Raw genomic sequence first — 26,884 nt, forward strand, 5'->3', positions numbered from 1 at the left:
TGGAAAGCGGAGCGCTGAGCGTTATGCCACGTGTCTTCGCCTTGTGTTGCGTATTGATGGCTTGCGCTCCACTCTCTGCGCTCTACCCTCAGCGCAGCGAAGACTCCACGGCGTTCTACAAGGCGCTCGAGCTCGAGAGCGCGGGAAAGTACAAGGAGGCGGCGCCCCTCTTTCGAACAGCGCTGAGCACGTCGAGCGCCGTGAGCGCTTTGCTTGGCCTCGAACGCGTGTACGCCGAGCTCGGATGGAGCGACTCGTTGCTCGCTCCGCTCGATACGCTCATTCGACGCAATCCGCACGAGTCGGTGTATCGCAGCGTGCAGCTGCGCACGCTGCAATCACTCGGCCGCGAGGACGACCTTCACCTCGCGATCGATCGCTGGGTCAAGCAGGTGCCGGGCGATCCATCCCCGTACCGCGAATACGCGCGACTGTTGCTGCAGCGCGGACTCACCGCGTCCGCCGATAGCGTGATTCGTCAGGCACGAGAGGCGCTCGGTTCGACCAACGACCTGCAGCTCGAGATCGCGCAACTGCGCGCGGCGATGGGCCTGTGGGAGGAATCCGCGCAGGCGTGGCGATTGGCGCTCGCGCCATCGCCGTACCTCGAGCAAGCGGCCATCTACGCACTCATGCCGACGCCCGTGGGGACGCGGAATGGCGTTAGGCAGGTACTGCTCTCGTCACCCGTGGACGTGACGGCGCGACGTGCACTCGCCGGTCTGGAGATGGGCTGGGGCTCACCGACCGACGGCTGGCTCGCGCTGAAAGACCTTCCGCCGGACAGCGCGAGCGCGGCCGCATGGACGGACTTCGCCACGCGCGCCGAGGGCGAGGAACGCTGGCCGCTGGCGCGAGACGCGTTGGTCGCGGCACTACGATGGCGGCGCACACCCGAGGTCACCCTGCGCGCGGCCAACGCGGCGGTGCGATCGGCCGATCCCGGAACGGCGTTAGCGCTTCTGCCCGTCGATGCACCGATCGCCGACTCGGCGCGCGCGGCGCGCACGACCGTGCCGCTTCAGGCACGAGCGCTGGCGATGATCGGACGACCTGCAGCCGCCGAGCGGCTTGTCGAACGCTTCGATCGATGGTTCACACCCGGTATTCGAACCGCCCTCACCCGCGCGGTGGCACTCGGCTGGGTACGTTCCGGCGACATGGCCCGCGCGCGGGCCTCGCTCTCGACTGCGGGCACCGAAGGCGACTCGAGCGATGCGGCGGGTTGGCTCGCTCTGTATGAGGGCAACCTCCGCACGGCGCGCGTTCTCCTACGCACGAGTACGGAGACGACGCCCGAGCTGGCGAGCGCGCTCGCGATCATCGCACGCATCCACGCCGATAGCGCACCAGCGTTAGGCAAGGCGTTCCTGCTTCTCGCGCGAAACGACACCGTCGGCGCGGCGACGGCGTTCGCGGAGGCGGCGGAGCGGCAAGCCAGCGGTGACGCGACGTCGATTCTGCTCTCGACCGCCGCGCAGCTCCGTGCCGCGCTCAGGGACGACGCGCAGGCGATGGCGCTGTGGCGCCGTATCGTCGAGCAGCAGAGTAGTACACCGGAGGCACCGTCAGCGGAGCTCGAATGGGCGCGCGCGCTTCGACGGCACGGCGATTCAGCGGGCGCAGTGGGGCGATTGGAGCACCTCATTCTCACCTATCCGCAGAGCGCTCTCGTGCCGCAGGCACGCCGTGAGCTGGACTTGGCGCGGGCGAGCATTCCTGGGACAACATGATCAACTTCTCATTCACCCGGCGCGTCATCGTCGCGCTGCTTCTTTCCTTCGCTGCCGTGCCGGCGCTCGTCGCGCAGCGGCTGCTCGTTCCCATGGACGACTCCCAACAAGATCACCTCAAGGCCTACGGCATCGTCTACAACGTCCTCAAGGATGGTCTGAGTGGTGAGTGGTTGCTCAACTATCGCGGCGGGTCGTTCCTGATTCCCGACACCCCGGAGTTGCGCAAGCGCGCGGCCCTGGCCGGCGTGACGACCGAAGCGATCGACGACGCGCAGCTTGGCGGAATTCGGAGCGAGATCGCGAACAGCAATATGGAATCGGTGCCGCTCGAGAAGGCGCCGAAGATCGCCGTCTATTCGCCGCCCGAAGCGCTCCCGTGGGACGACGCGGTGACGTTGGCGCTCAAGTACGCGGGTATCGAGTACACGCGCATCTACGACGACGAGGTCGAGCACGGCGATCTCTCGAAGTACGAGTGGCTGCACCTGCACCATGAAGACTTCACGGGGCAGTTGAACAAGTTCTATCTGACGTACCGGGAAGCGCCGTGGTTTATCGAGTTGATGCAGCAGAATCTGACCGCGGCGAAACGTCTCGGCTTCGCCAACATCCCGGCGCTGAAGAAAGACGTGGCAGAGAAGATTCGGCAATTCGTCGAGCGGGGCGGTTTTCTATTCGCGATGTGCGGGGCCACCGAGACGCTCGAGCTGGCGATCGCGGGCCACGACGTCGATTTAGCGTCTGCTTATATCGACGGCACGCCGATGGACGATGACGCCGATCGCAAGATGGACTGGAAGCGCAGCTTCGCGTTCCGCGATGCCCATCTCGAGCACTCGCCGTTCGTGAACTCGATGAGCGACATCGACGGTCATCAGGTGAACGTGCCGGGCCGACGCCAGCCCCTCGGCACCTTCACGCTCTTCAACTTTTCGGCGAAATTCGATCCGGTGCCTTCGATGCTCGTCCAGAATCATCGCTCCGTGGTCAGCGACTTCTACGGCGTGACGACGAGCTTCAATCGCTCCGTGCTCAAGCCCGGCGACGTCATCCTCGCCGAGGAGCCGGGTGCGCCGTGGGTCAAATACCTCCATGGCGACTACGGAAAGGGCACGTGGACGTACTATGGTGGTCACGACCCGGAGGACCCCCAGCATGCCATCGGCAATGCGCCGACGGATCTGTCGCTGCACAAGAATTCCCCGGGGTACCGGTTGATTCTGAACAACGTGCTGTTCCCGGCCGCGAAGAAGAAGCCCTTGAAGACTTGACCAGGCCCGCAGTGATTCAGTAGGACGGTAAAGGTCCCGCTTACGGTGCTTCTTCGGTATATTGCGCCGTGGCAACTGACCGCCTCTCGCCCAAGGCCGCCCTCGCAATCAAAGCCGCGATCCGACTCGCCCAGGGTCGCGAGGTTTGCTTCGTTTGCGCAGTTGATGAGGATGGGGTGGTGCAGTCCGCGCGCGTTGCCGCGCGGGGGGACGTCGGGAAGGTCCTCGCCCTGCCGGGGTTCGCGCAGCGTGGCGAGATGCTCATCCACAACCATCCATCCGGCGTCCTCGAGCCATCCAATCAGGACCTCGAGATCGCCGCGCGTATCCACGACGACGGAATCGGCTTCGGGATCGTCGACAACTTCGCGACCGAGCTTTATGTCGTCGTCGAAGTCCCGCGTGCGAAAAAAGAGACGCTCCTCGACGAGAGCGCGATCGACCGCGATCTTGGCCGCGACGGGCCGATCGCGGTACACCTAACGAGGTACGAAGACCGAACCAGCCAACGCGAGATGGCGGTCGAGGTTGCACGGCTCTTCAACGGCGGCGGCGTTGGACTGCTGGAGGCTGGCACCGGCGTCGGGAAGTCGCTCGGATATCTGGTGCCCGCGCTGCGCTGGGCAGCAGCCAACGGCCAGCGCACCATTGTCTCGACGAACACGATCAACCTGCAGGAGCAACTCGTCGGAAAAGATCTACCTTTTCTGGCGGAGGCGCTCTCTGACCAACGCGTTCGTTTCGCCCTTCTCAAGGGCTGGCGCAATTACCTCTGCTTGCAGCGGCTCGAGCAGGCGCGCGCATCGGCAGGCAGCCTGCTCGACGACGGACAGCGCGACGAATTGCAATCGATCGCCGACTGGGCCGAGCGTACGAGCGACGGCTCACTGAGTGATCTTCCGACGCCACCGCGATCCGAGCTCTGGGACGAAGTCGCGGCCGAACCGGATCTCTGCCTGCGACTCAAATGCCCGCTGTACGACAAGTGCTTCCTCTACAAGGCCCGTCGCGCGGCGGCACAGGCCGATGTGATCGTCGTCAATCATCATCTGCTCATGTCCGATGTCGCCGTCCGGCGGGCGTCGAACAATTGGGAAGAGGCGGCGGTACTGCCGGCGTACTCGCGTCTCGTCGTCGACGAGGGGCATCATCTCGAGGACGCAGCCGCGGCGCACCTTGGCATGACCGCGACACGACGCTCACTTCAGCGTTTGTTCAATCGCCTCGAGCGTCGCGGCCGCGGACTGCTCCCCGCGCTCGTCGGTCGCCTTTCGGCGAGCGACGACCTGCTCAGCACCGCGAGCCTCGACCTCGTCCATGCGCGTCTCGAGCCCGCTGTCGGCGCGGTACGCGACAAGAGCTCGATCGTTTTCGATCTGCTGGAAGTGTTGCTGAGCGAGTCGGGTCAGCCGGTGTTGCGACTTACCGACCGCTTCAAGAATGATCGGATCTGGGACGCTGGCTTGCGCCGCGCTCTCGACGACACGCTTGGCGAGATCCAGCTCCTGCATCAAGGTCTGGCGCTCGTTCGAGAGCGTATCGAAGGCAGCACGCGTCTCGACGAGCAGCTCGCGCCGCTGATGAACGAGCTGCGCGCGGTGATTCGACGTCTCCAGCTCGCGGGTGACGCATTGCTCCAGGCGCTCGACCCCCCGCCTGGTGACGCTACCGTGAGATGGATCGAAGCAAAGGGAAGGGAACGTTCCGCCTCCGTCACGAGTGTGCCGCTCGACCTCGCGCCGGTGCTACGTGAGGATTTGTTCAAGCGCAACGTTACCACCATCGTGACGAGCGCCACGCTCACCGCCAATGCAAGCGCGCGGAACGCCTTACGAGACGTCGCGAGTGCGCCTGCCGCCGACTTCAGATTCCTCGCAAGCCGCCTCGGTCTTACCGAACCTGACGTTTCGCTCCGGACGGGTCTCTATCCTTCGCCCTTTCGCTACCGGGAGCAGGCGCTACTCGCTATCGCGACGGACGTGCCCGCGCCTAACGTGGACGCGTCCGGTCACCAGCTGGCGGCCGCGCGACTCGCCCTGGATCTTGCCGCTGCGGCCGATGGAGGAATGTTCGTGCTCTTCACCAGCCATCGTGACGTTCGTGCGATGGCCTCGGAGCTGCGTGCGCGAGGCGCGGATCGTCGCTGGCCACTCCTCGTCCACGGCGAGGAACCGCGCGACGCCCTTCTTGCCCGCTTTCGTGAATCGGGTCGCGCGGTGCTCCTCGGAACGGCATCGTTTTGGGAGGGCGTCGACGTCCCTGGCGACGCGCTGCGCGCGCTGATGTTGGCGAAGCTACCGTTCCGCGTCCCAACCGAGCCGGTGACGGCCGCACACTGCGAAGCGATCACAGCGCGCGGAGGCGATGCGTTCGTCGACTACATGCTGCCCCACGCAGCGCTGCGATTGAAGCAGGGATTCGGGCGATTGATTCGCAGCGGAACAGACCGGGGCGTCGTAGTCATCGCGGATCCACGCATCGTGACGAAGACATACGGGCGTGGGTTGTTGGAAGGATTGCCAGGCGCTCGCCGCAAGATCGGCCCGTGGCGCGAGGTTGTTGAGGATGTCAGAGCGTTTTTCAGTGCGTCCTGTCTTCCTGAGCGGAGCGAAGGATCTACTGTCCCTTGTTAGAGTGACGCCACGCGACTCAAAAGCATGCCAACACAACCCTCCAAAATCGTTTGCATCGGCCGGAACTACACCGAGCACGCGAAAGAACTCGGCCACGAGATTCCCAAAGAGCCGCTGTTCTTTCTCAAGCCGCCGTCGAGCATCATCGCATCCGGTGAGACGATCGAGCTACCCAAGCAATCGACGCAGGTCGAGCACGAAGGCGAGATCGGTCTCATCATCGGCAAGCGAATGCGGCACGCTTCGTCGCGCGACGCCAAGACGGCGATTCGCGGCATCGTCGCCTTGAATGACGTCACCGCGCGCGATCTTCAGCGCGTCGACTCACAGTGGACGCGCGCAAAGGGCTTCGACACGTTCTGCCCAATCGGTGAGGTTGGTGCCGTTCCAAACGATTTGTCGTCACTCACAGTAGTTACAAGAGTGAATGGCGTGGAGCGCCAGCGCGGGTCGGCGTCGGAAATGCTCTTCTCGATTCCTGACGTGCTCGCCTACGTTTCGAACGTCATGACACTCGAACCCGGCGATGTCGTCGCGACCGGCACTCCATCTGGCGTCGGGATCCTGAAGGATGGCGACGAAGTAGAAGTCGAGATCGTTGGGGTGAGTCGGGTGCGTAATCCAGTGAAGGCGGGAGGCTAGTGCCGAAACACGCCGAGCGATTCAAGACACTGCCCGAATACCCGCTGGCCACCATTCCACAGCGCAAGCGCCAGCTGCTCGAACGTGGGCTCGACGTCATCGATCTCGGTGCTGGTGATGCCGATCTCGCGCCACCGGCGGCCGCCGTCGAGGCACTCACCAACGCGACGAAGAATCCGCTGATGAGCCGCTATGGCTTCGGGCTTGGCTACGTGCCATTTCGCGACGAAATCGCTGCCTGGACAGAAAAGCGATTCGGCTTCCGCCCTGATCCGCTGAAGGAGATCGTCCCGCTGATCGGATCGAAGGAGGGCATTTCACACCTCGCGCTCGCCTACGCCGAGCCGGGCACCTACACGATTATTCCCGAGCCAGGCTACAACGCGTACCAGGGCGGAACACTATTCGCCGGCGCAAAACCGTACCGGTACCCATTACGCCCTCGCACAGAATTCTTAGTCGATCTGAACGAGATTCCGCGTGACATACTGCAGAAGACGCGGATTCTGTATTTGAACTACCCGAACAACCCAACGGCGGCGATCGCGCCGGTCGAGTACCTCGAGCGCGTCGTTGCGCGGTGCCGCGAGCTGGACATTCTGCTGGTCTACGACAACGCATATTCGGAGCTGGCGTACGACGGCTACGTACCGCCCAGCATCTTTCAGATCGATGGGGCGCGTGAGATCGCGATCGAGTTCCACTCGCTCTCGAAGACCTACAACATGACTGGGTGGCGGTGCGGGTGGGCGGTCGCAAACCCCGAGATCTGTGCGACGCTTGCGAAGGTCAAATCTTTCGTTGATACTGGCCAATTCATGGCGGTACAGGCCGCCGGAGTGGCAGCCCTACGGAGCTGGGCGGATTTCGTCCCAGGAAATGTCGCGGCATTCAAGGAGCGCCGCGACGCCGCGGTACGAGCTTTCCGGGATGCCGGATTTGGGTGTGACGTTCCGAAGGCTGCGATGTATCTTTGGCTACGATTACCAGAGGATGTCCCGAGCGGACTCTTCGCTGAGCGACTTTTGGAGGACGAAGGGGTAGTCATCATGCCCGGATCTGCATTTGGGGCGGGCGGAGAAGGCTTCTTTCGCGTATCCTTCATTACAGCGCCGCATCGCATTGCCGAAGCGGCGCGTCGCGCAGGAAGAGTGTTGGCCAATCTGATGGCGGAGGTTGCGTGAAGCCACAGCGCGAGAGGCTGAATCTGACGATGAACAAGAAGCAGCGCGGCAGTTCCCTGCTGCTCTCGGTTGCCGTTCACGTCCTGATCATCTTCGCCCTCGCCGCCATCACCTTCCGATATCCTCTCGGGCAGCTCATCGGTCTCCCGAAAGATCGTGACCGCACAACCGAGCGGCTCCAGTACATGGTGTTGCCGCGCGGTGAACAGTTTGGCAACGGCTCGCGTTCCGCTACCACGCCTCCGGCGAAGGGACGTCCGGCGCCTCTTCAGGCCCCAGCATTCATACCGACCACAATTCCACCAGCTCCTGCCAAGGATTCGACCTCCGGTGCGGTCTCCGGTAAGGCAGGCGGCAGCGGTGGAGCGCCAGCTGGGATTGCTACCGGCGTGGAGCCAGCCGCGCCGGATCCACGCATTCCGCTCGCGCCTGGTCCGTTCGTACCTACGCAGCGCACCGCCGCGGAAAAAGTGGATTCGGTTGTGATGGCTGCCTTCGGCGTCTATTTCGACTCAGCGCAGTACGCAGCGGATCATCCCGGGCGTCAACCAGGCGACTGGACGAAGACAACCGCCGATGGTCAGAAGTGGGGCTGGGATCCCACGGGTATTCGCCTCGGCAAGTTCACGATACCTAACGCGATTCTCGCCGCGCTCCCGCTCAATATCGGCAGCGGTCAGTCGCCGATCGAAGCGCGAAGCCGGGCGTTCATGTACAACGACATTCGCCTCCACGCCCAGCAGTCCATCAGTGAGGACGAGTTCCGCGATGCCGTGCGCCGCATTCGCGAGCGCAAAGAGAAAGAGCGTCGCGAGAAGGACAAGGACAAGACAGTCGCCGCGGACGGAAAGGGCAGCGATCGCTAACTGATCGGCTGCTGTGGCTCCTCGTCGATGAATGTCGGCGGCGGCTCCTCTTCGTAGAACGGCCTGAACACACCGCACACCACGCCGAGCACCGCGAAGTCGGACCTTGGTCCAACTTCGATCGCGCGTTCCGAGGCGTTCGCGGGTTCGAGGACGATTGTCGCGCCGCGATGCGTCAACGTTTTCACTGTCGCTTCTTCACCGATGCGCGCGGCGACCATGTCGCCGTCCTTCGCGCGCGCCGACGGTGACACCATCACGAAATCCCCGTCGAGAATTCCGCGACCGATCATGCTATCGCCTTTGATCTTCACGAAGAAAACATCTTCGCTCGGGACGAAACGACGATCGATCGTTATGAAATACTTACGATGCTCCGGCAAGAGTGACGGTTCTCCCGCGTGCACTCTGCCATAGTACGGAACGGGCTGTGTGTGACCAGCGGCGGCGAAGCCGAGTAGGCGCACGCCGCGCGAGCGCGATTCATCGCGCTGGATATAGCCTTTGCTCTCGAGCGCGTGCAACAAGTCTGAAACTGTCTTTGTTGACTTGATGCGAAAGCGCTTCGCGATTTCGCGAATGCTCGGCTGATAAGTGTTCTCAGCGAGAAAGTCTATCATGTAGTGATAGACGCGCTTCTCGAGCTGGGTGAGTGGCTCCGTCATGAGCCCCGCTCTTGAATGAAAGGGTGGTTCCCCAAGCGGCGGGAAGCGTTACACGGCACGTGCGGCGTGACAATGTAGCGACCGCTTCGCGAGGGTCAAAGCGCGATTCTCCTCGTTACGCGAGAAAATGTTTTTTACCGCGTCGACAAAAATTCTTTTCTTTTATGTGCGCAAAAATTTTACCGCATCATCGATGCGCGCGAGCGCACGATCACGCCCAAGCAATGCAAGTACCTCGAAGATCCCGGCACTCACGCTCAATCCAGTAAGTGCGACACGCAGCGGCTGAAACAACTTCCCCGCCCCCACACCGCGTCTTTCCGCCTGCCTGCGCAATGCATCCTCCATCTGAGGAGGCTCCCATGCATCGACCGATGCGAGAGTGTCGCGTACACTCGACAACAATTCAACTGTCGCGCCACGATCCTTCCATTGGGTCGCGATGGCGTCCGGATCGTAGCTCACCTGCTCGGCGAGGTACGGAATTGCCTGACGGACGATGTCGTCGATCGTGCGCGAGCGCACTTTCAGCAGATCGATCAGAGAAAGCAGCCACTCGCGCTCTGGATCCAGTCGATCACGCGTGGCGAGTCCCGCGTCGATGAGCGCGCTCGCCACGATCGGCTCGAGTACGTCACTCGCGAGCAGGCTCAGATGCTGGCCGTTCATCCACTCGAGCTTCTTGAGATCGAAAATGGCTGCCTTCTTCGAGAGTCCCTCTGTGGAGAACAGCTCGATCATCTGCGGAACCGTCATGACCTCGATATCGTTCCCTGGCGACCAGCCGAGCAGGCCAAGGAAGTTCACCATTGCCTGCGGCAGGATCCCGATGTGCCGATAGTCACCAACCGCGGTCGCGCCGTGTCGTTTGCTGAGCTTCTTTCCGTCGAGACCGTGGATCATTGGCAGATGCGCGAAGCGCGGCAGCGCCGCGCCCAGCGCCTCGTACAACATGATCTGTTTGGGCGTGTTCGAGATGTGATCGTCGCCGCGCATAACGAGCGTGATGCGCATGGCGATGTCGTCCGACACGACGGCCATGTTGTAGATCGGCGTCCCGTCGGAGCGGAGAATGATGAAGTCCTCGATGTCCTTGTTCGGGAAAGTGATCACGCCGTGCACGACATCGTCCCACGACGTCTCGCCCTCGGGAACACGGAAGCGCACCACAGATGAGATCCCCGCGGCGACGCGCCGCGTGACCTCGTCGGCGGGCAACCGATCACACCGTCGATCGTACTTGAACGCCTCTCCGCTCGCCTCGGCTTCACGACGGCGCGCATCGATTTCGTCAGATGTACAGAAGCAACGATAGGCTGCGGCCCGGTCGAGCAACAATTGCGCGTCGGCTCGATGTTGGGCGAGGTTGGCGCCCTGGTACACGACCTCCTCGTCCCAATCCAGGCCAAGCCATCGCAATCCCTCGAAGATGCTGCGCGTGCTCTCCTCGGTGCTGCGCGCCCGGTCCGTGTCCTCGACGCGAAGCAGGAATTGACCACCGTAGTGCTTCGCGAACAGCCAGTTGAATAGCGCTGTGCGCGCTACGCCAACGTGCAGATAGCCGGTAGGCGAAGGGGCGAATCGGAGCCGGTGCATGAGGGGAAGCTATCGGCGGGAGCCAGGCCCTTGCGAGAAGCCCCCGCGCGTCAGCGCGGGGGCTTCACGGAGAGGGAGGGATTCGAACCCTCGATACAGGTTTAACCCCGTATAACGGTTTAGCAAACCGCCGCCTTCAGCCTCTCGGCCACCTCTCCCGTTCGTGATCTTTCAGTCACCGGGACCGCGCAATCTAATCCTTATCACGAGGGCAGAGCAACGGTGAAGCGAAACCACGCGCCTCGGTTGTCCTTGCCGCGCAGACGTTTGCGAGGTCTCCAGTCGTTACGATTGGCCGGCGCGGTGAGTCCTGCTAGCGATGATACGCGACCCCGTGGCCGATCTGCCTCCGCCCACGCTCGCGCCATTCGCATTGCCGAGCGAGGGGCGCGCGATTCCAACGCTCGACGGCGCTCTCGCGGCGGCCCTCGAGCGCGTCACGGGCTTGGCGTCTACCGTGCTTCGCGTACCAACGGCGTTCGTCGCCCTGCTGGGAAGCGATCGACGCTGCTTCGCCGGCGGACCCGCGATCCCGCGCTGGCTCTCCCACGATCCAGGCACGCTTTTCCGCTCGGGACTGTCCGGGCGCATTCTGATGTCCGAGAAGCCCACCGCGATTCGCGACGCGCGCGGCGACGAGTCGCCCGGCGTCGCCACTACCGCGCGCGACTTCGGCGTTGCGGGTTTTCTCGGAATGCGGCTCGTTTCGGCCGATGGTGAGGCGACCGCGATTTTCTGCGCGGTCGACGTCGAGCCTCGTGACTGGACCGCCGAAGAGATTCGACTCTTCCGAGAGATCGCTATCTCCGCTCTCACGGAAATCGAGCTGCAGCGCCGGACAGCGGAGGCGGAGCGCATCGAACAGCAGCTGCGTCACGATGCGCTGCACGACCGTCTCACCGGACTTCCAAACCGCGCATTCTTCGTGGAGCGCGTCCGAATTGCCGTCGAGCGCGCGCGGCGCAATCTCGACGAGTGCTTCGGAGTCCTGTTCCTCGATCTCGACAACTTCAAGGCGATCAACGACAGCTTCGGCCACGTCGCCGGCGACGAGCTCCTGCTCGAAGTCTCCCGGCGCTTCACCGGTTGTCTGCGCTCGCTCGACATGATCGCGCGTCTCGGCGGCGATGAATTCGCACTGCTCCTCGAGAACATTCGTGAGCCGAGCGACGCGGCTCGCGTCGCCGAGCGCCTGCAGGCGTCACTGCATGCGCCGATCAAGGTCGGCGAAGACGAAGCCTATGCTTCGGTGAGCCTTGGTATAGCGGTACATAGCAACGCGGACGATCATCCCCAGCATCTGCTGCGCAGTGCCGATCTGGCGCTCTACCGCGCGAAAGAGCAGGGACGGGCGCGATTCCAGGTATTCGATCCGCGCATGCACGAAGAGGCGGTCCGGCGTCTTCGTCTCGAGACGGATCTCCGGCGCGCGCTCGAGCGGAATCAGTTTCGGCTGCACTATCAGCCCGTGGTTTCCCTGAAGAGTGGGCGCATCGTCGCGGTCGAAGCGCTACTCCGTTGGGAACACCCGGAACGAGGCCTCGTGCCGCCGGCGGAATTCGTACATGTCGCCGAGGAGACAGGACTCATCTCCGACGTCAGTCGCTGGGTGCTCGAGCAGGCATGCCGACAGTGCCAGATGTGGCGGCGTGAGCACGGCGACGATGCGCCCGAGTCGGTGTGGGTAAATGTCTCCGTTCGTCAGCTGGCGGAGGGTGGCCTCGCGCGGCAAGTGGAGGAGGTGCTCCAATCACTCCGCTTCGACCCGAAGCGATTGACGCTCGAAGTGACGGAGAATCTTCTCGTCGAGAACATCGACATGGCGCGACGAACGCTGGCCGAGCTCCAGGCGCTCGGCGTGCGCATCTTCATGGATGATTTCGGCAGCGGGCATTCGTCGTTAGGCTTTCTCGACCGCTTGGCAATCGACGGGATCAAGATCGACCGCGCGTTCATTGGCCATCTCGACGCGGGTGAACGCCCCCTGCAGCTCGTCAGAACCATCATCGGTCTCGTGCGCGGTCTCGGTTTCACACCCATCGCCGAGGGCGTCGAAACCGAAGATCAATTGCGCTTGTTGCGCGACATGGGATGTGAGTTCGCACAGGGCTTTCATTTCTCGAAGGCCGTACCGCCTGAAGGAATCGCCAAGCTGCTCAAGGTGCGCGTGCGCTGGTAGCGCAGACCGCCTATGGCTGACGAATCGAAGGGCCGAATCCTGATCGTGGACGATGATGACCAAGTGCGCTTGGGCCATCAGCGGCTGCTCGAGCGCGCGGGGTATGATGTCCGAACGTCACGCTCGCCGTTCGAGGGACTCGAGCTGGCGCGCGACTGGCCGCCGGATGTCGTCCTCCTCGATCTCGTGATGCCGACCGTCAGCGGCTTCGAAGCCGTCAAGGTGTTCCGGAAGAAGCCGACCACAAAGGACGCGCTCCTGGTCGCCTTCAGCGGCATGATCGCGGAAGAGGAAGTCGAGCGCTTCCGCCGTATTGGATTCGACGAAGTGCTACCGAAGCCGGTACGCGCGGAGGATCTCGCGGCACGGATCGGCGGATTCATCGCCCGCCGCCGCATGAACACGAAAGCCTGATCGCGGCGCGTCCCGCATGACGGCAGTTAAGTAACTGCTCATGCTGCGCTCGTGCGCGTAGTCCACATGGCGGGCGGCACAAGCAGGATCGGCAACGCGATGCGCCGGGTGACGTCGCGCGATATCGAACCGATACGGCTCACGTCATCCAGGCCAACGCCACGCGTGCCGAGCACGACGATGTCGAACTCGTGATCTCTCGCGTAGCCAGCGACGGCGGCTGCGACATCGCGGCTTCTCACGACGGCGCTGTTGATGGCGACACCGGCCCATGTCCCGGCGTCTCTTCGAAGGCGACCCAACGTGTCGTCCAACGCATGGATCGGCGATGAGCCACCTGGATCGCTCGCCTGATCGACGTAGATCGCCGTCAGATTCACCGCTTCGGTCAGTGTTGTCCCCTCGGGTACGACGGCTCCGCGGAGCGCCGATGCCCACGACAGCGCGACCGTCAGAGCGCCGCGCGAGTTGTCCGAGAGATCGACGGGAACGAGCACTCGCTCGAGCGGCAATCGCATCGGTCCCGAAAGGATCAGGCATGGAGCCCAAGAGCTCGTGACGATTTGCAGCGCAGTGTCACCCATCGGGCGATTGGCTTCGGCTCGGTCGCGATGGCGGCCGAGCACGATCACATCGGCACGGATCCAGTCTGCCAAGGAGTGAATCACACGCGCCGGCTCACCCACGCCGAGATGTACCGTGATCTCATCGATGTGCAGTCCGGCGCGCTCTACGAGTCCACGAATGATGCGTTCCCGCTCGGCTCGCGGCGACTGGCTTCCGTTGCCGGCGCCGAAGGGCGCGCTATGGATGACGTGGAGCCTGGCATTCGCCGCGGCCGCGAGCTCGCCCGCGCCATGCAGGATGGTGATCGACTGCTCGTCTACGTCGATCGCGGCGAGCACGACTCTGAGGTGAAGCAACTGCATGGCGTTGGCGGCGCGTACTGCTCGAGGCTGTGCCGATCGTGATACTGCTCGCGGGTGAGATTAGGGCAGTGCGTCGCCGAGCCACATGGGGCCTTGGTCCAAGCCGAACCGGTCCGCTCTCTATTCACTTTCGGAGCTGGATGGCAACTATGACAGAGAGTCGCTTCCGATTACGGCCTCGTTCGGCTAATCGTTACTCGCGTCCTCGGACCGGCCGTTGCTTCATGTCGCGACCCGGAAATGGGCTTCGAGCGTGTCCTCGAGGTCGAACGGCGACATCGTACCTTGAGCGATGTTGTTCCAGACGATCTCGCGACAGGGTGCGATGCGCTCCGCGGTTCCGCTGCGAAAGATCATCCGACCTACTGTCTGGCCGTCCAATCCCGCTACCTCGAACGTGACGGTCCAGTGCCGGCGTTCCTCGTCGGTGTAGTTCTGCTTTGTCATGAGAAGAAAAGTAAAGTGGCGGCGCAGTGGATGCCCGCGCCGTCCTCTCCGCGTCGCGCGTTCGTGATTTCCGTCACGTTGCGCACCGTGTAAAAGATTCCTGAATGCGCTTGTTATTTCGCTTTTGTTGCGTATGCTCGAACCCTAACGATGCGACGCAGCGACCGTGGAGTCCCGAACGCGAGTGGTTCACCTCGACGGCGAGCTTTGGACAGTCCACGAGCAGCTCGCGCCGCCGGACTGGGTGCCGACCCTTATGTTCAAGACGGATGTTCGGGCCCGGCGCGTCCGCGCATATCCCGACGCGTGGTACGAGCTCACTGAGCGCGAACTGACCGATCTCGCGTGGGGCCGCCGTTAGGCAGGGAAGGTCTGCGCTAGCGCGACCGACTCAATGCGGAGAGCTCCTGGTCGGTCATTTCGCGCCAGTTGGCGGGATAGTCACGCACGCGGCGCGCGACCTTGTCGTATTCAAAGACGAGCGCGGGCCCAACGATCGCCTTCGGTATCACCTCTCGCGCCGCGCACTACGCAGGCGTCAGACGTGGCGCAGCGCCACTTCCTGGCGTGAAGCGAGCGGAGGGCCGGGGCCTCGAACTACTCGATTTCGCTTCGTGCTTCAAAAGCTGCTCAGGGCGGCGACGACAGCAACGGCTGCAGCGACGACGAGAGCCGCAAGGACGACGGCGGTAACTCCGCCGGCGGCGAGCGCAGTCCGTCCCGCGCTGACTTGTTGCCGCGCGACGCTATGGACGTCCCCCACCGCAAACGCGACGCGCTGGCCGGTCGAGCGGTTAAGGCCGACGATGCTATCGCCGACAACGTGCGGTGCTGTAATCTCGATGTCGGCGCCGGACGTCAGAGTCAGACGGACCGGCTTGGTCGAATCTGCCGCCGCTAATGCGACGGCGCTGGAGCTGGGGCCGGATTGCACCTGCCATGTGTGGCACGCTGCCACCGTTAGGCACATCGAGGCGAAAAATGGGCGGAGGCGCATGGCGCCTAACATAGCGAGCTCGGGCTGTCCCGCTAGGGCGAGGCGGGTTTCGCGTTGCGGCTTCTGCGGCACCCAACCCTGGCCTGTGAAATTAGGGCGATTCGCGGAGAGGCCGGGATAGCTCTCGAGCGGTTGACTCGCCGCCAAGGAATCATCAGCCATCTGCCTCGGTGACCGAACACGGAAAACTGCGGCACCAATGCAGGAAGCCACCTCGTTAGGCGCAATGAACCGAGACAGCCCTCTCTCGAAGAATCATCACAGCGACCACGGGCCACGAAACGTGCTTCGCGTCGAGACCTCGCGGTCGATTCCCTCGGCCGGGGAAAAGCGCGTAAGTCGTTGTAGCGTAAAGCGAGCGGAGGGCCGGGGACTCGAACCCCGAAGCGCTTGCGCGCGGCAGTTTTCAAGACTGCTGCCTTACCAATTAGGTCTAGCCCTCCGGCCCGAAAGATCATTGTCCCCACCAGCCGGCGCAACGCCGAGCCCAGCGCTCACGCGGACGACTGTTCAGCCCTGCTACACTTCCTTCGGTACTCGTCCGGAGCACTCGTGAGCGACATCCTCGGCATTCACCACGTTACCGCGATCGCCAGCGATCCGCAGCGCAACGTCGACTTCTATTCGGGGCTGCTCGGCCTGCGGCTCGTCAAGCGCACGGTCAATTTCGACGATCCGCAGACCTATCACCTCTACTACGGCGACGAAGTCGGTACGCCGGGCAGCATCATGACGTTCTTTCCCTGGCCCGGCGCGCGACGCGGCCGCATCGGCGCGGGACAGGTCGCGGTCACCTCCTTTTCGGTACTGCCCAGTGCAATTGGTTTCTGGGTCGAGCGACTCGTTAGGCATGGCGTCGCTCACAAGAGCCCGACGCGACGCGGCGACGGCGCCAACGTCGAACAGGTGATCTCACTGGCCGATCCGGACGGATTGCTGCTCGAGATCGTGGGTCATCCGGCAGCCGAGTCACGTCCCGCATGGGCCGACGCGCCGGGAATACCTCGCGAGCATGCGATCCATGGCTTTCACTCGGTCACGCTCTGGTTAGGCGATGCAACGCGCAGCGAGCGCGTTCTCGTCGACACGCTGGGCTTTCGCGCGGTGCGGGACGATGGATCGACGCGCCGCTTCGCGGCCGGTGACGGGGGACCTGGGGCCATCGTCGACGTGCGCACCGTCGGTGACTTCACTCGCGGGGCAGGAGGGGCCGGCACCGTGCACCACGTCGCGTTCCGCGTGCCTAACGACGAGACGCAGCTCACGGTCAGAAGCGTCGTGACCGATGCCGGCCTTCATCCAACGCCCGTCATCGACCGCAACTACTTCCACTCGGTCTACTTTCGCGAGCCAGGTGGGGTTCTGTTCGAGGTGGCGACCGATCCGCCGGGCTTCGCGATCGACGAGCCTGTCGAGCACCTTGGTGAGCAGCTCAAGTTGCCCGCTCAGTATGAGCCCCACCGCGCCGAGATCGAGGCGATCCTGCCGCCGATTCATCTCGCCGTATCGCCGGCCTCCGCGTCCCTGTTTGCGACGACGACGGGCCCCGAGGACGTGAGCGGTGACGCGCTCGGATTCGTCCACCGGTACATTCCGCCTAACGCGGGCGCCGAACTGGCGGGCGGGACGACCCTCTTGCTCCTGCACGGGACCGGTGGTGACGAGGATGATCTGCTTCCGGTTGGCCGAGAGCTTCTTCCGGGTGCGGGCATGCTGAGTCCGCGAGGGAAGGTCCTCGAGCGTGGCGCGCCGCGCTTCTTCCGTCGGCTCGCCGAGGGCGTATTCGATCAGGAAGATCTCGCACACCGCACGCAGGAACTGGCTGAGTTCATCCAGGCGGCGGCACGCACGTATAACCTCGAGCGCGACGGCATCGTCGCGGTCGGCTTCTCGAATGGCGCGAACATCGCCGCGAGCCTGCTCCTGCGACACGCCGGGTTGCTGCGCGGTGCGGTGCTCTTCAGCCCGATGGTCCCATTCGAGCCAGCCGCGCTACCGCGCCTCGATGGAACGTCTGTCTTCATCGGCGCAGGACGTGCCGATCCGATCGCCCCGGCGGCGCAAGCCGAGCGTCTCGCGACGCTCTTGCGCGACGCGGGTGCCGACGTGACGTTGCACTGGGAGCCGGACGGACACGCCTTGACGCGGCCCGAGCTCGCCGCCGCTCGCGATTGGATGGCGAGGTGCCTAACGGTGGCCGAAAGGCGCGACTGACCAGAGACGCGACTGGCTAACGGGCCCTGCCAAGAACCCAGTTGTGCGATTTAGTGACGCAGTCGTCGGTTGCGCGGTCTCAAGGTAGCGCCGTTCGATGCTGTGCGGTCTCCTCCCCGGTTGCCTCGTCGTCGATGATCCCGTGGGGTATGTTCATGCTGGTGTGTCTCAATTCAGCATGCCGCACACACTGACGCGATTGCTCCCGACGCCCATCCGTCGCATCGAGCCCGCGCTCCGCGCGAGCTGGCTTCGCCTTCTGCTGAGAGTTCTTGGCCGCGAGGGTGGCCCGCTTCCGGACTGGAGCCGTGGTCCCTACAACCTGCTCTTCATTCGGCACGACAAGCTCGGCGACATGATCATGTGTTCTGGTGTGCTGCGGGAAATCGTCCGCGCGCATCCCGGCATCAGAATCGATGTGTTGACGACGCCCGCGAACGCTCCGGCACTCGAGCATCTTCCCTTTGTGCGCGACGTGATCCTGCACGAACGCGGAAAGGGTCAGAGCCTCCTGTCACTCGCGCGGCGCCTCGAGCAGAGCCGCTACGACGTGGTGATCGACGGACTCGTTTGGCGGCCGTCGGTGAGCTCGTACACGTCCAAGCTCATGCTGGCGTCGCGTGCTCGATGGCGCGTTGGGAGCGCCGGTCGGCCGAATGACTTCATGTACAACGTTCCGCTCACGCCGCCGGCCCATCGTTGGGCGGAGCACCACGTCGATCATCTGGCGCGGCTTGCCAGTCCCTTCGGAATCGCGCGTGCGGTGGACTGTCGCCCGGAGATTGCGCTAACGGCCAGCGAGTGCGCCGCCGCCGAATGGCGATGGGACGCGGTGCCGGGATCGGGTGCGCGCGTGCTTGTGAATCTGTCCGCGGGGAACGCCGAGCGCCGGTGGGGCGACGAGCAGTTCGCGCAGGCCCTCGCGCATCTTCGGCGCCGCGTGCCTAACGCGGCAATCGCCATCATCGCGCTGCCATCGGATCGCGCGAGCGCCGATCGTCTCGCATCGCTCGTGCACGGCGTCGCGATCACGCCGACGGTTCGCGAGCTGTTCGGGCTCGTGGCGAGTGCCGATCTCATCATCACGCCCGATACCGCGGTCTCTCATGTGGCGTCGGCGTTCGTCCGGCCCACTCTCACGCTGCTGCGCCGACGCGCCGAGTATCACATCTGGGTTCCATACCGGACGCCCGGCCGGAACGTGTTCGGCGACGAGGAAGCGACGCTCGCCAACCTGCCGGTCGACCGCGTGATCGCGGGTCTCGACGAGCTCCTGGACGAGTGGCTTCCCGAGTATGCAGGCGACAGCACACGGGCGCGACTTCGGCGACCGGCCGCGCGCAGCCTACTCGTTAGCCGTTAGATCCGATCGCAGCGCCTGCCGCAGCCGCGTCTCGAGCGCGTCGGGAACGCGAACGCGGCGCAACTTGACGCGAAGTCCGTCCAGCACCGCACCCTCGAATTGAAAGCGTTTGAGGCACCCATCGCAGACCTCGAGGTGCCGCTCGACTTCGTGCGTCTCGGCGGGACTGAGCTCGCGATCGAGATAGTCGTCGAGCCGGCGCACCGTTTCGAGACAGGTATAGCGATCGAGCGTCATGAGTCACCTCTCGCCGGCGAGGGCACGATTCCCAATTCCTCGGCGACCCGCCAGAGTTGTTTCTGGAGCATGTGCCGCCCGCGGTGGAGGCGCGAGCGGACCGTCCCGATCGGCACCTCGAGGATGTCGGCGATCTCCTGGTACGAGAGATCGTCCATGAAGTACAGAGTGCATACGGTACGAAACTCGTCGGGCAGCGAGGCCAGCGCCCGCGCGACATCGTCCTCGGCCATGCGAGCGACTACGCTGGACGCGGGATCAGCGTCTGGGCGAAGCAGGCCCGCCTCCGCGCTCCGCAGATAGAGGAAGATGTCCGTCGCCTCGGTGAGGTCGTCGAGCGACGTCGCGGTGCCGCGCTTCCGACGCGTCGTCGTGTAGAAATGATTGACGACAATACGATAGAACCACGCCTTGAAGCTCGTTCCACGCTGGAACGTGTGCCGAAAGCGAAACGCGCGGAGGGCAGCCTCCTGGATGAGATCCTCGGCGTCCTGGGAGTCGCCCGTCAATCGCATGGCGAGGCGGTAGGAGCCGTCGAGCATGCCGACGAGCAGAGTCTCGAACTCCTGATCTGAGATTCGCTCGTTGACGGCCATCGGCACCACTCCGTCGACGGCCGGCCGATCCTCAGGGCGCGAAGGCGATGTCATACTCTCAAAACTGCCTCGACCGCCGTTGGGTTCCGATCCGTTCAGGAACCGGCGCCGGCGTCGTCGATTCCCAATCCGGCGATGAACGCCGCCGGCAGGTCGGCGCGAAGCCGTCGAAAGGTCATGACATCGAGCGCCGACGGCGCGACGTGAGATATCGTCGCGAGGCCGATGGCGCGCTCGAGGTCGTGACAGTTGGTGATCACCGTGCGACCAAGACTGGCGGCGGTGAGAGCCGCTCCACCGAAGAACGCACCATCGAAGTTTGCGTTCAGCAGGAGGGCACCGCGGAGCGACGCCGACGCGAGCTTTATCGACGGGGCGTCAGCAAACTCGAATGTCGCGAAGGAGAGATCAGCGTGACGGCAATCGGCGAACCGAAGACAGGCACCCGTGAAATCGGCGCCGGTGCACTGCGCCCCCTGGAGCGTGGTGTGCATGAGGCGCGCCCACGTAAAACGCGCACTGCGCGCGGATGCTTTCCGCAGATCCGCATGATGCATGAACGCGCGCGTAAACGCCGCCTCGTCGAGCTGCGCGCCGGCAAAGCCGGCGTACAGCAAACGCGCATCGGTGAATAGCGCGCCGCGAACGTCAGCCTCCTGGAATTGCGCGCCACTCAGGTCGGCGCCCTCGAAATTCGCGCCGTCGAGGACGGCGCCTCGGAAGTCGGCCATCGAGAGGTCGCTGCCGCGAAAGTCAGCGCCGCGGAGCGCGAGATTCGCGAATGACTCGCGGGGAAGTGATTTGCCCGCGAACGTCTCTGTCGAAAAACGCTCTCCCGGCTCGGCGACTTCGGGAAGCGTTGTCGTGCTGTCGTAGTGCTCGCTCACGGTGCCACGGGGGAAATGATGGGTCGCGCGCTGCGCGAACAACCCTAGCACCGGACGCGGATTATTGGAAGAGAGCCTCAGGTTCCGCCGTACCACTCATAGCCGCGATCGCTCCAGTAGCCTCCGTTGCGCGCCGGCATGAACACGACGCGCGTTAGATACTTCGTGTTCTTGTAACCCAGCTTGACCGGCGAATGGAGACGTGCCGGCGCGCCGTGGCCCGGACCGAGGTAGTGCCCGTCCATCGCGTAGGCGATCAGCGTCTGGTGATGCATCGCGCTGTCCATGTCCCAGCTCTCGTGGTAGTCCGAGTCGAAGGACTGAAAGTCGGCGTAGTGGGCGTCGTTGGTGATCCCGGCGAGCTTGGCGAGCTCGCTGACGCGGACGCCGATCCATTGCGCGCGCGCCGTCCAGCCCTCGACGCAGAAATGGTCGACGCTCTGCGCGACGCGCGGAAGCTTCGTGAGATCGTCGAGAGAGAGCGAGAGCGGGCGCCTAACTGCTCCGCTCACCTCGAGACGCCAGATTCCTCGCGTCGCCTCGTCCCAGATGGGAACTTCATCGGAGACAAAATACTGTGGGAAGGCATTCCCGCTGAGCCGAGCGCCGCCGGGAATTCGATCTTCCGACCGATGCCGGAAGAGGAGTCGCTCGACGCGCTCGTTGCCGCGCTGCGCGGCGGCGAGCGCCGGCTCGAAGTGTCGCGAGCCGAACGAATCACAGCCGATGAGCGCGGCTGCCGCGCCCGCGCCGGCAATCGTGAGGAAGCCGCGACGGTCGATACGCGAGTCGCTTCGAGATCGCTCCGACATTTTCGTCAGCTCGGCGTTGGATTTGAGGTCGGCGTCGTATTCGTGGGCTTGTGACGCGGCAGCAGATGGTAGAATGGCCGCGCGTTCCGGGCTTCGGGCGACTGATCTTCGTTGTACCAGCCCGTGATCATCGATCGGAGCGAGTACGGGTCGACGGCGAAGATCATGAAGATGTGGCCGAGCACGAGCACGACGAGCACGATCATCGCCATGAAGTGGACGTATCGCGCCCACACGTAACCGCCGAAGAGCATCGTCATCCAATGGAGCTGAACCGGCTTCCAGATGGCGATACCGCTGAGTACGATGACGGCGGCAATGATCGGCATCGCGAAGTACGCCGATTTCTGGAGCGCGTTGTGCTTTCCCTGGTGCGGGTGCTCGCGACGCGCGAACGTATAGAACTTGATCATCTCCCACGCCTGCCGCGCGTCATCGCGTCGCGGCGCGAGTTCGCGCCACTCGCCGCGGAGATAGAGAAAGCCGAGATAGACAATCGCGTTGAGAACCAGAATCCACATGACGGCGAAATGCCAGTGGCGAGCGCCCGCGAGCCAGCCGCCGAACGTCAGCCAGGCGGGAATCGGCTTTCCCTCGAATGGATAACAGCAGAACGTACCGCCTTTGCGCGCGAAGCGCGGATACGCATTGAAGATCCGGAGTCCGCTCGCGACCATGAGTGGCAGCGCAATGACGTTGACCCAGTGCGTGACGCGGACAATCCAATGCGTTCGCTTCGTCAGTGAGGCCATCTCGGGGGTTGGTCGAAGACCACGGAATAACGAATGCGCCGGGAAGATGGTTCCCGGCGCATTCGTCATCCAGGGTCACGAATGGATCAGTAGGCGGCGATTCCCATCTGGCCGCTCTTCGTCGGAAGACCGCCAACGCCATCAGGCAAGTTCGTCAGCGCGCCGTCGTGAGCTACGGCGAACGCACCGATCGCGTTCGCGCCCGCCTTCAGGACGTAGAGAAACCTGCTGTCCTGGCTGACGTCGAGATCGAGGGGCGTACTGCCCGCGCCGAGGTCGCCCGTAACGCCGGACGGGGAGAGTATTGCGAGCGCGCCGTTCGCGGCGACGGCGAAGCCCGTCACGCTCCCGCTACCTGCATTCGCCACGTAGGCGAAACGGCCATCGTGCGTGGTGATCAGCCAGCACGGTGCGGCCTGGTTGGTCGAGATCCGCGACGTCACCGCGGACAGCGCACCACTCCGAGCGGCGAGGTACGATGATGCGGATCCGCTGCCCGCTTCCGACGCGATCAGCTGCTGGCGCGGCGTCCAGTCGAAGCCGAATGGGGTCACACCGGCCGATGCCGTCGAGACCGGATGCTGCGAGAGCCGGCCGTCGCGAACCTCGAACACGTCGATCGTGTTGGACGTGCGCTCGGTGACCGCGAGCAAATGCTGATCGCGATCGAACCGAATGGCGGCGGCGCCACCCGCGCCGGCGCTCAAGGAGCGGCTCAGGCTCGGTTCGGCGACGAGATGCCCGCCGTCGATGCGAAAGCCGGTGACGGTATTGCTGTACTTGTTCAGCGCATACACAACATGATTCGTCGCCGCGAGGCTAACCGTACCCGTGCCATTCGACGAGACGGTGCCGATGCTGCGCAGGCCGTTCTTGCTCACGCCGAAAGCGGCAATGGTGTTGCTGCCCGCGTTCACCGCGAACAGGTATCGATGGTCGGGCGTGAGCGCGACCGCGTACTGCGACTGGAGGGGGTCGACGACGTTGGCACCGCCAAGTCCCTTGCCATCGGTGGGGTAGTTCGCGACGTAACTGAGCGTGCCGTCGGGGTGACGAGCGAAGGCGACGACGCTGTTGCTCGTCGCGTCATCGGTCTGCGTGAATACACCCCCAACGATGTCGTCATCATGCTCGTTAGGCCCGGCGACACGATCGAAATTGACGCTCGGTGAGCTCGGTCCCGAGATCGTACGCTCACTACACGCGGCGGCGACGAGGAGCAACAGTGCTGACACATGAGGACGCATGGAATGCCTCCCGGCAGAAAGGTGACGGGCCGAGACACGTCACGCGCGGTGCGTGACTCATGCTCGACTCGGGATAGGAGAACGACGGCACCTCGCAAACAGTTCCCGGCGCATTGCGAAGGTCGTGAAGCACGAACGGCCCGCGTTGTCGCGAGCCGTTCGGTGTTCAGCAAGTGCTCACTCAGCAATCGGTGGTCGGTGACGCTCGTGCTGCGGCGAGGCGCAGCGCGATGCGATGACGCAGCTCGCTCGGCACGTCGACGCGCTGCAATTTCGCTCTGACGGCGAGAAGTATGGTCTCCTCGAACGCGAACTCGCTCGCGCAAGCGCCGCAGGTCTCGAGATGCGCGCGAACGCGCGCCACCTCGCTCGGTCGCAGCTCGCGGTCGAGGAAGTCGTCGATGCGGCGAAAGACTTCTTCGCACGAGTAGCGGTCGAGTGGTGACACGGATCCAGAACCGACGAAGGCTCCGGAAGGTTCCGGAGCCTTGTCGTGCCGACGAGCGACGCGTGCGTACGGACGCGCTATTTCTTCGCGGCCTTGGGCTTCGTCTGCTCCTGCGTCTTCTGCGCCGGCGGCGGCTTTATCGGGAGCTGGATGCCCTCTGACTCGCTAGGCACGAGTGGCGACTGGTCGACCGCTCCACCTGGCGGCGTGTCGCCAACCAGCCGCTCGAGGTGCACGGCCGTCGCGACCTGCTTGGCCGTGTTCCACACCTGGTTCGCCTGCGTCTTGTCGCCGCGCGACGCCAGGGCTTCCGAGAGCTCGAGCCCTGTCGCGACGTAGAGGTATGGAATACCGACAGATGGCTGGTCGATCCAGTCGCCCGTTCGGATGACCGACTTCGGGCCGACGAAATCGTTGTTCCACAACTCCGCCGTGCGCTTCACATCCATCCAGCCGTCTCCCGCGACGTTCATCGTGTCGCGAGTCGATGCCTTTGGCGGAACGAAGACCTTCGCCGCGAGCGCCTGGGTCAGCACGTGGTCGCCGAGGCCGAGCTCACGCGCATAGCCACCGGAGGTACGGCTGAAGTATATCGGACGTGAAGGGTACGAGTCCTGAATCATGCGCAACACGAAGAGATCCGCGCGCTGCAGCAGATGCGGTGGGATCACAGCGTTGATGTCACACGTCGCGTTAGGCTCGGGGTGACATCCGGCCTTGAAGATCATCGGCTTATCGATCTGCCAATACGGTGGGACGGAGTCGGCCTCGTCGAGCGTCATCTTGAGAGGTGCGGCCGCCGGCTTCTGCCACGTCGTGTTGCGATAGGCCGCCGGTCCCTTCGCTGCGTCGTAGGTGAAGATCGGCCGCCGGATGAGCTGTCGCGTGTACCAGTCGGTGTTGAGAAGAGACGTATTTGCGACAACGACGTCTTTTCTAATGCCCTCGACTTCCTGCGCGTACCAGAGAGGAAACGTATCGTTGTCGCCGACGGTGACGAGCACGCCGTACGGCTCGACGGAGTCGAGGAGATCGTGGGCGAAGTCCCTGGTGTACGTCTGTCCGCGCCGCGGCGCCGTGTGGATGTTCATCACCAGCGGGATTCCCGCGATGAGCAGGATTGGCGTCGTGAGGAGCAAACTCTGACGGTTCGGCAGGAAGACCGACTCGCGGCCCAAACGCGTTTGCTCAGTGCCGAAGAGCGCAGCGAGATTCTCCCAGATGTACATCAAGCCTAACGCGGCCCAGACCCCCCACGCCGAGAAGCTCCAGAGGAAGAAATAGTCCCGGTCGCGAACCTCGCGTTGCACGCTGTCGCCCAGCTCGGGAGACTGCGAGGATCCGTACTTGAAGTTCAGGTAGATAATGAGCACCAGGGTGACGGTGAGCATATAGGTACCGAAGTACCAGAAGCTCCGCCGGTCACGCTGGAAATGCACCCAACCGCCAAAGAGACCGAGAACGAGGAATAGTCCGCCGAAGACACCCTGGAGCACCTGCGCCTTCAGTTGTGGATCGCGGAACCATTGCCACTTGAAGTAGAACCACCACATATCGACCTGCGCCGTGAACGGCGCTTGGCGGTCGCTGAGGTCGGGCTTGCCGTACTGTCCGCGATTGAAGTTGTACATGAACGCGTCGTACGTGCCCTTCGAGAACGTGCACGAGAAGTGGAGGCCGTCGCGACACGCGGTCGGTTCGCCTTCGTTGAGCGGCGGATTCCAGGCGGCGCGAATCGGCTGGATCGCGAATGGCGTGATGCCGAAAACGAGCGCCCCCCCACAGGCGAGCATAACTCGCCAACGCGTTAGCGTGCGCGGCCGACGCACGAGGACGGCAAGCGCCGCTGCTGGCGCGGCGAGCATGCCGCCCATGTGGTTCGCGTAGCCGAGGCCGAGCAGATACGCGACGAGCACGAGAATCCGATCTGCCTTGCGACCATCGGGATCGTCGGACCAGCGAATCATCAACCACGAAATGATCGCGATGCCGACGAGCGAAACCGTGTAGACCTTCTCGTTGACGACGGACTGATTCCACACGGTGAAAGCCGTCGCGCCAATGAGCGCCGCGAGGGTGCCACCGGTGATGCGCTGCCAGCGCTGCGGAAACCACCCCACGAGCACGCGCTCGGTGACGAGGAACCACATCCCAGCCGACACCGCACTGCAGAGCGCGGCAAGGAAATTGATCCGCGACGCGACGCTCGGCCCGAAAAGGGGAATGATCGTGAACACGCGCCCGAGAAGCACGAAGAGCGGGTTACCGGGCGGGTGGGGCAGTCCGAGCGTATACGCGGCCGCAATGTACTCGCTCGTGTCCCACATCGCCGTCGAGGGCGCGAGGGTCACGAGGTAGAGCAGGAGTACAACGATCGCTACGACAGCCGCCGCGATGTACGACGGGCGATAATCGAGATCATTAGCCGGCGCGCGATTTTCCGCGCGGGACGGACGTTGGGCGACAGAAGAGGTTGCCATTGAGAATTCGTTACTTGCTCATAAAGCACACCCGAGCTCACTCGGTCGATCGGGCAGTTCTAGGACGATGAAAGATGAAGGAGTGAAACGGGAGAAGAAAGTGAACGCAGTCAGGGAAATGTCAGCCTGAAGGGCGGGAACTACTAGAGGGGCGCGTCGAGAACGGCGCGTCGAGAGGGGCGCGTCGAGAACAGCGCGTCGAAAAGAGCGCGCCGAGAAGACCGTTGACCAACGAGGTGTCAGCTTCGGGCGGCCAGCTGTGAGCAGGAGCTGAACGTTGTGGACCCAG

Annotated in this window: 24 protein-coding genes and 2 tRNA genes; 11 read left to right on the forward strand and 15 right to left on the reverse strand. The window is 63.8% G+C overall.

Annotated features, from left to right (window positions below; translation table 11 throughout):
- Nucleotides 1-56: 56 nt before the first annotated feature.
- The 6 genes from VGH98_13715 (at nucleotide 57) to VGH98_13740 (ending at nucleotide 8,332) form a co-directional block, all read left to right on the forward strand.
- Nucleotides 57-1,733, forward strand: a complete 1,677-nt coding sequence (locus tag VGH98_13715) for a hypothetical protein (GenBank protein ID HEY2377030.1) — start codon at nucleotides 57-59, stop codon at nucleotides 1,731-1,733.
- Complete coding sequence (locus VGH98_13720; GenBank protein HEY2377031.1) at nucleotides 1,730-3,007, forward strand: hypothetical protein; 1,278 nt, start codon at nucleotides 1,730-1,732, stop codon at nucleotides 3,005-3,007. Before VGH98_13715 ends, VGH98_13720 begins: the two co-directional genes overlap by 4 nt.
- 68 nt (nucleotides 3,008-3,075) lie before the next feature.
- Nucleotides 3,076-5,640 (forward strand): helicase C-terminal domain-containing protein, encoded by a 2,565-nt coding sequence (locus tag VGH98_13725; GenBank protein ID HEY2377032.1) that lies wholly within the window; start codon nucleotides 3,076-3,078, stop codon nucleotides 5,638-5,640.
- 24 nt (nucleotides 5,641-5,664) lie between these two features.
- Nucleotides 5,665-6,282, forward strand: coding sequence for a fumarylacetoacetate hydrolase family protein (locus tag VGH98_13730; protein ID HEY2377033.1), 618 nt, complete (start codon nucleotides 5,665-5,667; stop codon nucleotides 6,280-6,282).
- Nucleotides 6,282-7,466 carry an aminotransferase class I/II-fold pyridoxal phosphate-dependent enzyme gene (locus VGH98_13735; protein HEY2377034.1) on the forward strand — a complete coding sequence of 395 codons (1,185 nt, stop codon included), beginning with the start codon at nucleotides 6,282-6,284 and terminating at the stop codon, nucleotides 7,464-7,466. Before VGH98_13730 ends, VGH98_13735 begins: the two co-directional genes overlap by 1 nt.
- Entirely contained in the window at nucleotides 7,463-8,332 is an 870-nt protein-coding gene (locus VGH98_13740) for a hypothetical protein (GenBank protein HEY2377035.1), read from the forward strand. Before VGH98_13735 ends, VGH98_13740 begins: the two co-directional genes overlap by 4 nt.
- Here VGH98_13740 and lexA read toward each other — a convergent pair.
- The 3 genes from lexA to VGH98_13755 all read right to left on the reverse strand — a co-directional run bounded on the left by lexA (nucleotide 8,329) and on the right by VGH98_13755 (nucleotide 10,751).
- The gene (gene lexA / locus VGH98_13745; protein ID HEY2377036.1) at nucleotides 8,329-8,997 is read right to left on the reverse strand and encodes a transcriptional repressor LexA; all 669 of its coding nucleotides are present in this window, start codon (nucleotides 8,995-8,997) and stop codon (nucleotides 8,329-8,331) included. The two genes, VGH98_13740 and lexA, sit on opposite strands and share 4 nt — an antisense overlap.
- A gap of 162 nt (nucleotides 8,998-9,159) precedes the next feature.
- A complete protein-coding gene (gene gltX / locus VGH98_13750) occupies nucleotides 9,160-10,593 on the reverse strand; it encodes a glutamate--tRNA ligase (GenBank protein ID HEY2377037.1) in 1,434 nt (477 codons plus the stop codon).
- A 67-nt stretch (nucleotides 10,594-10,660) separates the two neighbouring features.
- A tRNA-Ser gene (locus VGH98_13755) sits at nucleotides 10,661-10,751 on the reverse strand.
- A gap of 176 nt (nucleotides 10,752-10,927) precedes the next feature.
- Here VGH98_13755 and VGH98_13760 point away from each other — a divergent pair.
- Nucleotides 10,928-12,772, forward strand: coding sequence for an EAL domain-containing protein (locus VGH98_13760; protein HEY2377038.1), 1,845 nt, complete (start codon nucleotides 10,928-10,930; stop codon nucleotides 12,770-12,772).
- A gap of 12 nt (nucleotides 12,773-12,784) precedes the next feature.
- Nucleotides 12,785-13,186, forward strand: coding sequence for a response regulator (locus VGH98_13765; protein HEY2377039.1), 402 nt, complete (start codon nucleotides 12,785-12,787; stop codon nucleotides 13,184-13,186).
- Nucleotides 13,187-13,224: 38 nt separating this feature from the next.
- On the opposite strand, the gene VGH98_13770 is transcribed toward VGH98_13765, so the two are convergent.
- Nucleotides 13,225-14,115, reverse strand: coding sequence for a universal stress protein (locus VGH98_13770; GenBank protein ID HEY2377040.1), 891 nt, complete (start codon nucleotides 14,113-14,115; stop codon nucleotides 13,225-13,227).
- 222 nt (nucleotides 14,116-14,337) lie between these two features.
- Nucleotides 14,338-14,562, reverse strand: coding sequence for a hypothetical protein (locus VGH98_13775; GenBank protein HEY2377041.1), 225 nt, complete (start codon nucleotides 14,560-14,562; stop codon nucleotides 14,338-14,340).
- Nucleotides 14,563-14,746: 184 nt separating this feature from the next.
- Here VGH98_13775 and VGH98_13780 point away from each other — a divergent pair, with 184 nt between their 5' ends.
- A complete protein-coding gene (locus tag VGH98_13780; protein ID HEY2377042.1) occupies nucleotides 14,747-14,923 on the forward strand; it encodes a hypothetical protein in 177 nt (58 codons plus the stop codon).
- Nucleotides 14,924-15,181: 258 nt separating this feature from the next.
- Here the strand turns inward: VGH98_13780 and VGH98_13785 are convergent, their stop codons facing one another.
- Together VGH98_13785 and VGH98_13790 are read right to left on the reverse strand one after the other, a co-directional pair.
- On the reverse strand, nucleotides 15,182-15,721 hold the full coding sequence (locus tag VGH98_13785) for a hypothetical protein (GenBank protein HEY2377043.1): 540 nt from the start codon (nucleotides 15,719-15,721) through the stop codon (nucleotides 15,182-15,184).
- 197 nt (nucleotides 15,722-15,918) lie between these two features.
- A tRNA-Ser gene (locus tag VGH98_13790) sits at nucleotides 15,919-16,002 on the reverse strand.
- A 109-nt stretch (nucleotides 16,003-16,111) separates the two neighbouring features.
- Between VGH98_13790 and VGH98_13795 the strand changes: the two genes are divergently transcribed.
- Together VGH98_13795 and VGH98_13800 are read left to right on the forward strand one after the other, a co-directional pair.
- A complete protein-coding gene (locus VGH98_13795; protein HEY2377044.1) occupies nucleotides 16,112-17,773 on the forward strand; it encodes a VOC family protein in 1,662 nt (553 codons plus the stop codon).
- Nucleotides 17,774-17,951: 178 nt separating this feature from the next.
- Entirely contained in the window at nucleotides 17,952-19,136 is a 1,185-nt protein-coding gene (locus tag VGH98_13800; GenBank protein ID HEY2377045.1) for a glycosyltransferase family 9 protein, read from the forward strand.
- On the opposite strand, the gene VGH98_13805 is transcribed toward VGH98_13800, so the two are convergent.
- The 8 genes from VGH98_13805 to VGH98_13840 form a co-directional block, all read right to left on the reverse strand.
- Nucleotides 19,119-19,373, reverse strand: a complete 255-nt coding sequence (locus VGH98_13805; GenBank protein HEY2377046.1) for a zf-HC2 domain-containing protein — start codon at nucleotides 19,371-19,373, stop codon at nucleotides 19,119-19,121. The two genes, VGH98_13800 and VGH98_13805, sit on opposite strands and share 18 nt — an antisense overlap.
- Entirely contained in the window at nucleotides 19,370-20,023 is a 654-nt protein-coding gene (locus VGH98_13810; GenBank protein ID HEY2377047.1) for a sigma-70 family RNA polymerase sigma factor, read from the reverse strand. Before VGH98_13810 ends, VGH98_13805 begins: the two co-directional genes overlap by 4 nt.
- 41 nt (nucleotides 20,024-20,064) lie before the next feature.
- Nucleotides 20,065-20,856, reverse strand: coding sequence for a pentapeptide repeat-containing protein (locus VGH98_13815; GenBank protein ID HEY2377048.1), 792 nt, complete (start codon nucleotides 20,854-20,856; stop codon nucleotides 20,065-20,067).
- A 77-nt stretch (nucleotides 20,857-20,933) separates the two neighbouring features.
- Complete coding sequence (locus VGH98_13820) at nucleotides 20,934-21,668, reverse strand: molybdopterin-dependent oxidoreductase (GenBank protein ID HEY2377049.1); 735 nt, start codon at nucleotides 21,666-21,668, stop codon at nucleotides 20,934-20,936.
- A gap of 5 nt (nucleotides 21,669-21,673) precedes the next feature.
- A complete protein-coding gene (locus VGH98_13825) occupies nucleotides 21,674-22,420 on the reverse strand; it encodes a cytochrome b/b6 domain-containing protein (protein ID HEY2377050.1) in 747 nt (248 codons plus the stop codon).
- Nucleotides 22,421-22,506: 86 nt separating this feature from the next.
- Nucleotides 22,507-23,667 (reverse strand): beta-propeller fold lactonase family protein, encoded by a 1,161-nt coding sequence (locus VGH98_13830; protein ID HEY2377051.1) that lies wholly within the window; start codon nucleotides 23,665-23,667, stop codon nucleotides 22,507-22,509.
- Between the two features lie 181 nt (nucleotides 23,668-23,848).
- Nucleotides 23,849-24,115, reverse strand: a complete 267-nt coding sequence (locus tag VGH98_13835; protein HEY2377052.1) for a zf-HC2 domain-containing protein — start codon at nucleotides 24,113-24,115, stop codon at nucleotides 23,849-23,851.
- 77 nt (nucleotides 24,116-24,192) lie between these two features.
- Nucleotides 24,193-26,595 (reverse strand): DUF2723 domain-containing protein, encoded by a 2,403-nt coding sequence (locus VGH98_13840; GenBank protein ID HEY2377053.1) that lies wholly within the window; start codon nucleotides 26,593-26,595, stop codon nucleotides 24,193-24,195.
- Nucleotides 26,596-26,884 lie beyond the last annotated feature (289 nt).

The organism is Gemmatimonadaceae bacterium (assembly GCA_036496605.1).
GTDB lineage: Bacteria > Gemmatimonadota > Gemmatimonadetes > Gemmatimonadales > Gemmatimonadaceae > AG2.

Bases quoted from the DNA above. Each gene is read 5' to 3' on its own strand.
- VGH98_13820 (HEY2377049.1), bottom strand. From the start codon at position 21,668: ATGTCGGAGCGATCTCGAAGCGACTCGCGTATCGACCGTCGCGGCTTC.
- VGH98_13720 (HEY2377031.1), top strand. From the start codon at position 1,730: ATGATCAACTTCTCATTCACCCGGCGCGTCATCGTCGCGCTGCTTCTT.
- VGH98_13775 (HEY2377041.1), bottom strand. From the start codon at position 14,562: ATGACAAAGCAGAACTACACCGACGAGGAACGCCGGCACTGGACCGTC.
- gltX (HEY2377037.1), bottom strand. From the start codon at position 10,593: ATGCACCGGCTCCGATTCGCCCCTTCGCCTACCGGCTATCTGCACGTT.
- VGH98_13730 (HEY2377033.1), top strand. From the start codon at position 5,665: ATGCCAACACAACCCTCCAAAATCGTTTGCATCGGCCGGAACTACACC.
- VGH98_13825 (HEY2377050.1), bottom strand. From the start codon at position 22,420: ATGGCCTCACTGACGAAGCGAACGCATTGGATTGTCCGCGTCACGCAC.
- VGH98_13810 (HEY2377047.1), bottom strand. From the start codon at position 20,023: ATGACATCGCCTTCGCGCCCTGAGGATCGGCCGGCCGTCGACGGAGTG.
- VGH98_13715 (HEY2377030.1), top strand. From the start codon at position 57: ATGGCTTGCGCTCCACTCTCTGCGCTCTACCCTCAGCGCAGCGAAGAC.
- VGH98_13800 (HEY2377045.1), top strand. From the start codon at position 17,952: ATGCCGCACACACTGACGCGATTGCTCCCGACGCCCATCCGTCGCATC.
- VGH98_13830 (HEY2377051.1), bottom strand. From the start codon at position 23,667: ATGCGTCCTCATGTGTCAGCACTGTTGCTCCTCGTCGCCGCCGCGTGT.
- VGH98_13770 (HEY2377040.1), bottom strand. From the start codon at position 14,115: ATGCAGTTGCTTCACCTCAGAGTCGTGCTCGCCGCGATCGACGTAGAC.
- lexA (HEY2377036.1), bottom strand. From the start codon at position 8,997: ATGACGGAGCCACTCACCCAGCTCGAGAAGCGCGTCTATCACTACATG.
- VGH98_13805 (HEY2377046.1), bottom strand. From the start codon at position 19,373: ATGACGCTCGATCGCTATACCTGTCTCGAAACGGTGCGCCGGCTCGAC.
- VGH98_13840 (HEY2377053.1), bottom strand. From the start codon at position 26,595: ATGGCAACCTCTTCTGTCGCCCAACGTCCGTCCCGCGCGGAAAATCGC.
- VGH98_13765 (HEY2377039.1), top strand. From the start codon at position 12,785: ATGGCTGACGAATCGAAGGGCCGAATCCTGATCGTGGACGATGATGAC.
- VGH98_13785 (HEY2377043.1), bottom strand. From the start codon at position 15,721: ATGGCTGATGATTCCTTGGCGGCGAGTCAACCGCTCGAGAGCTATCCC.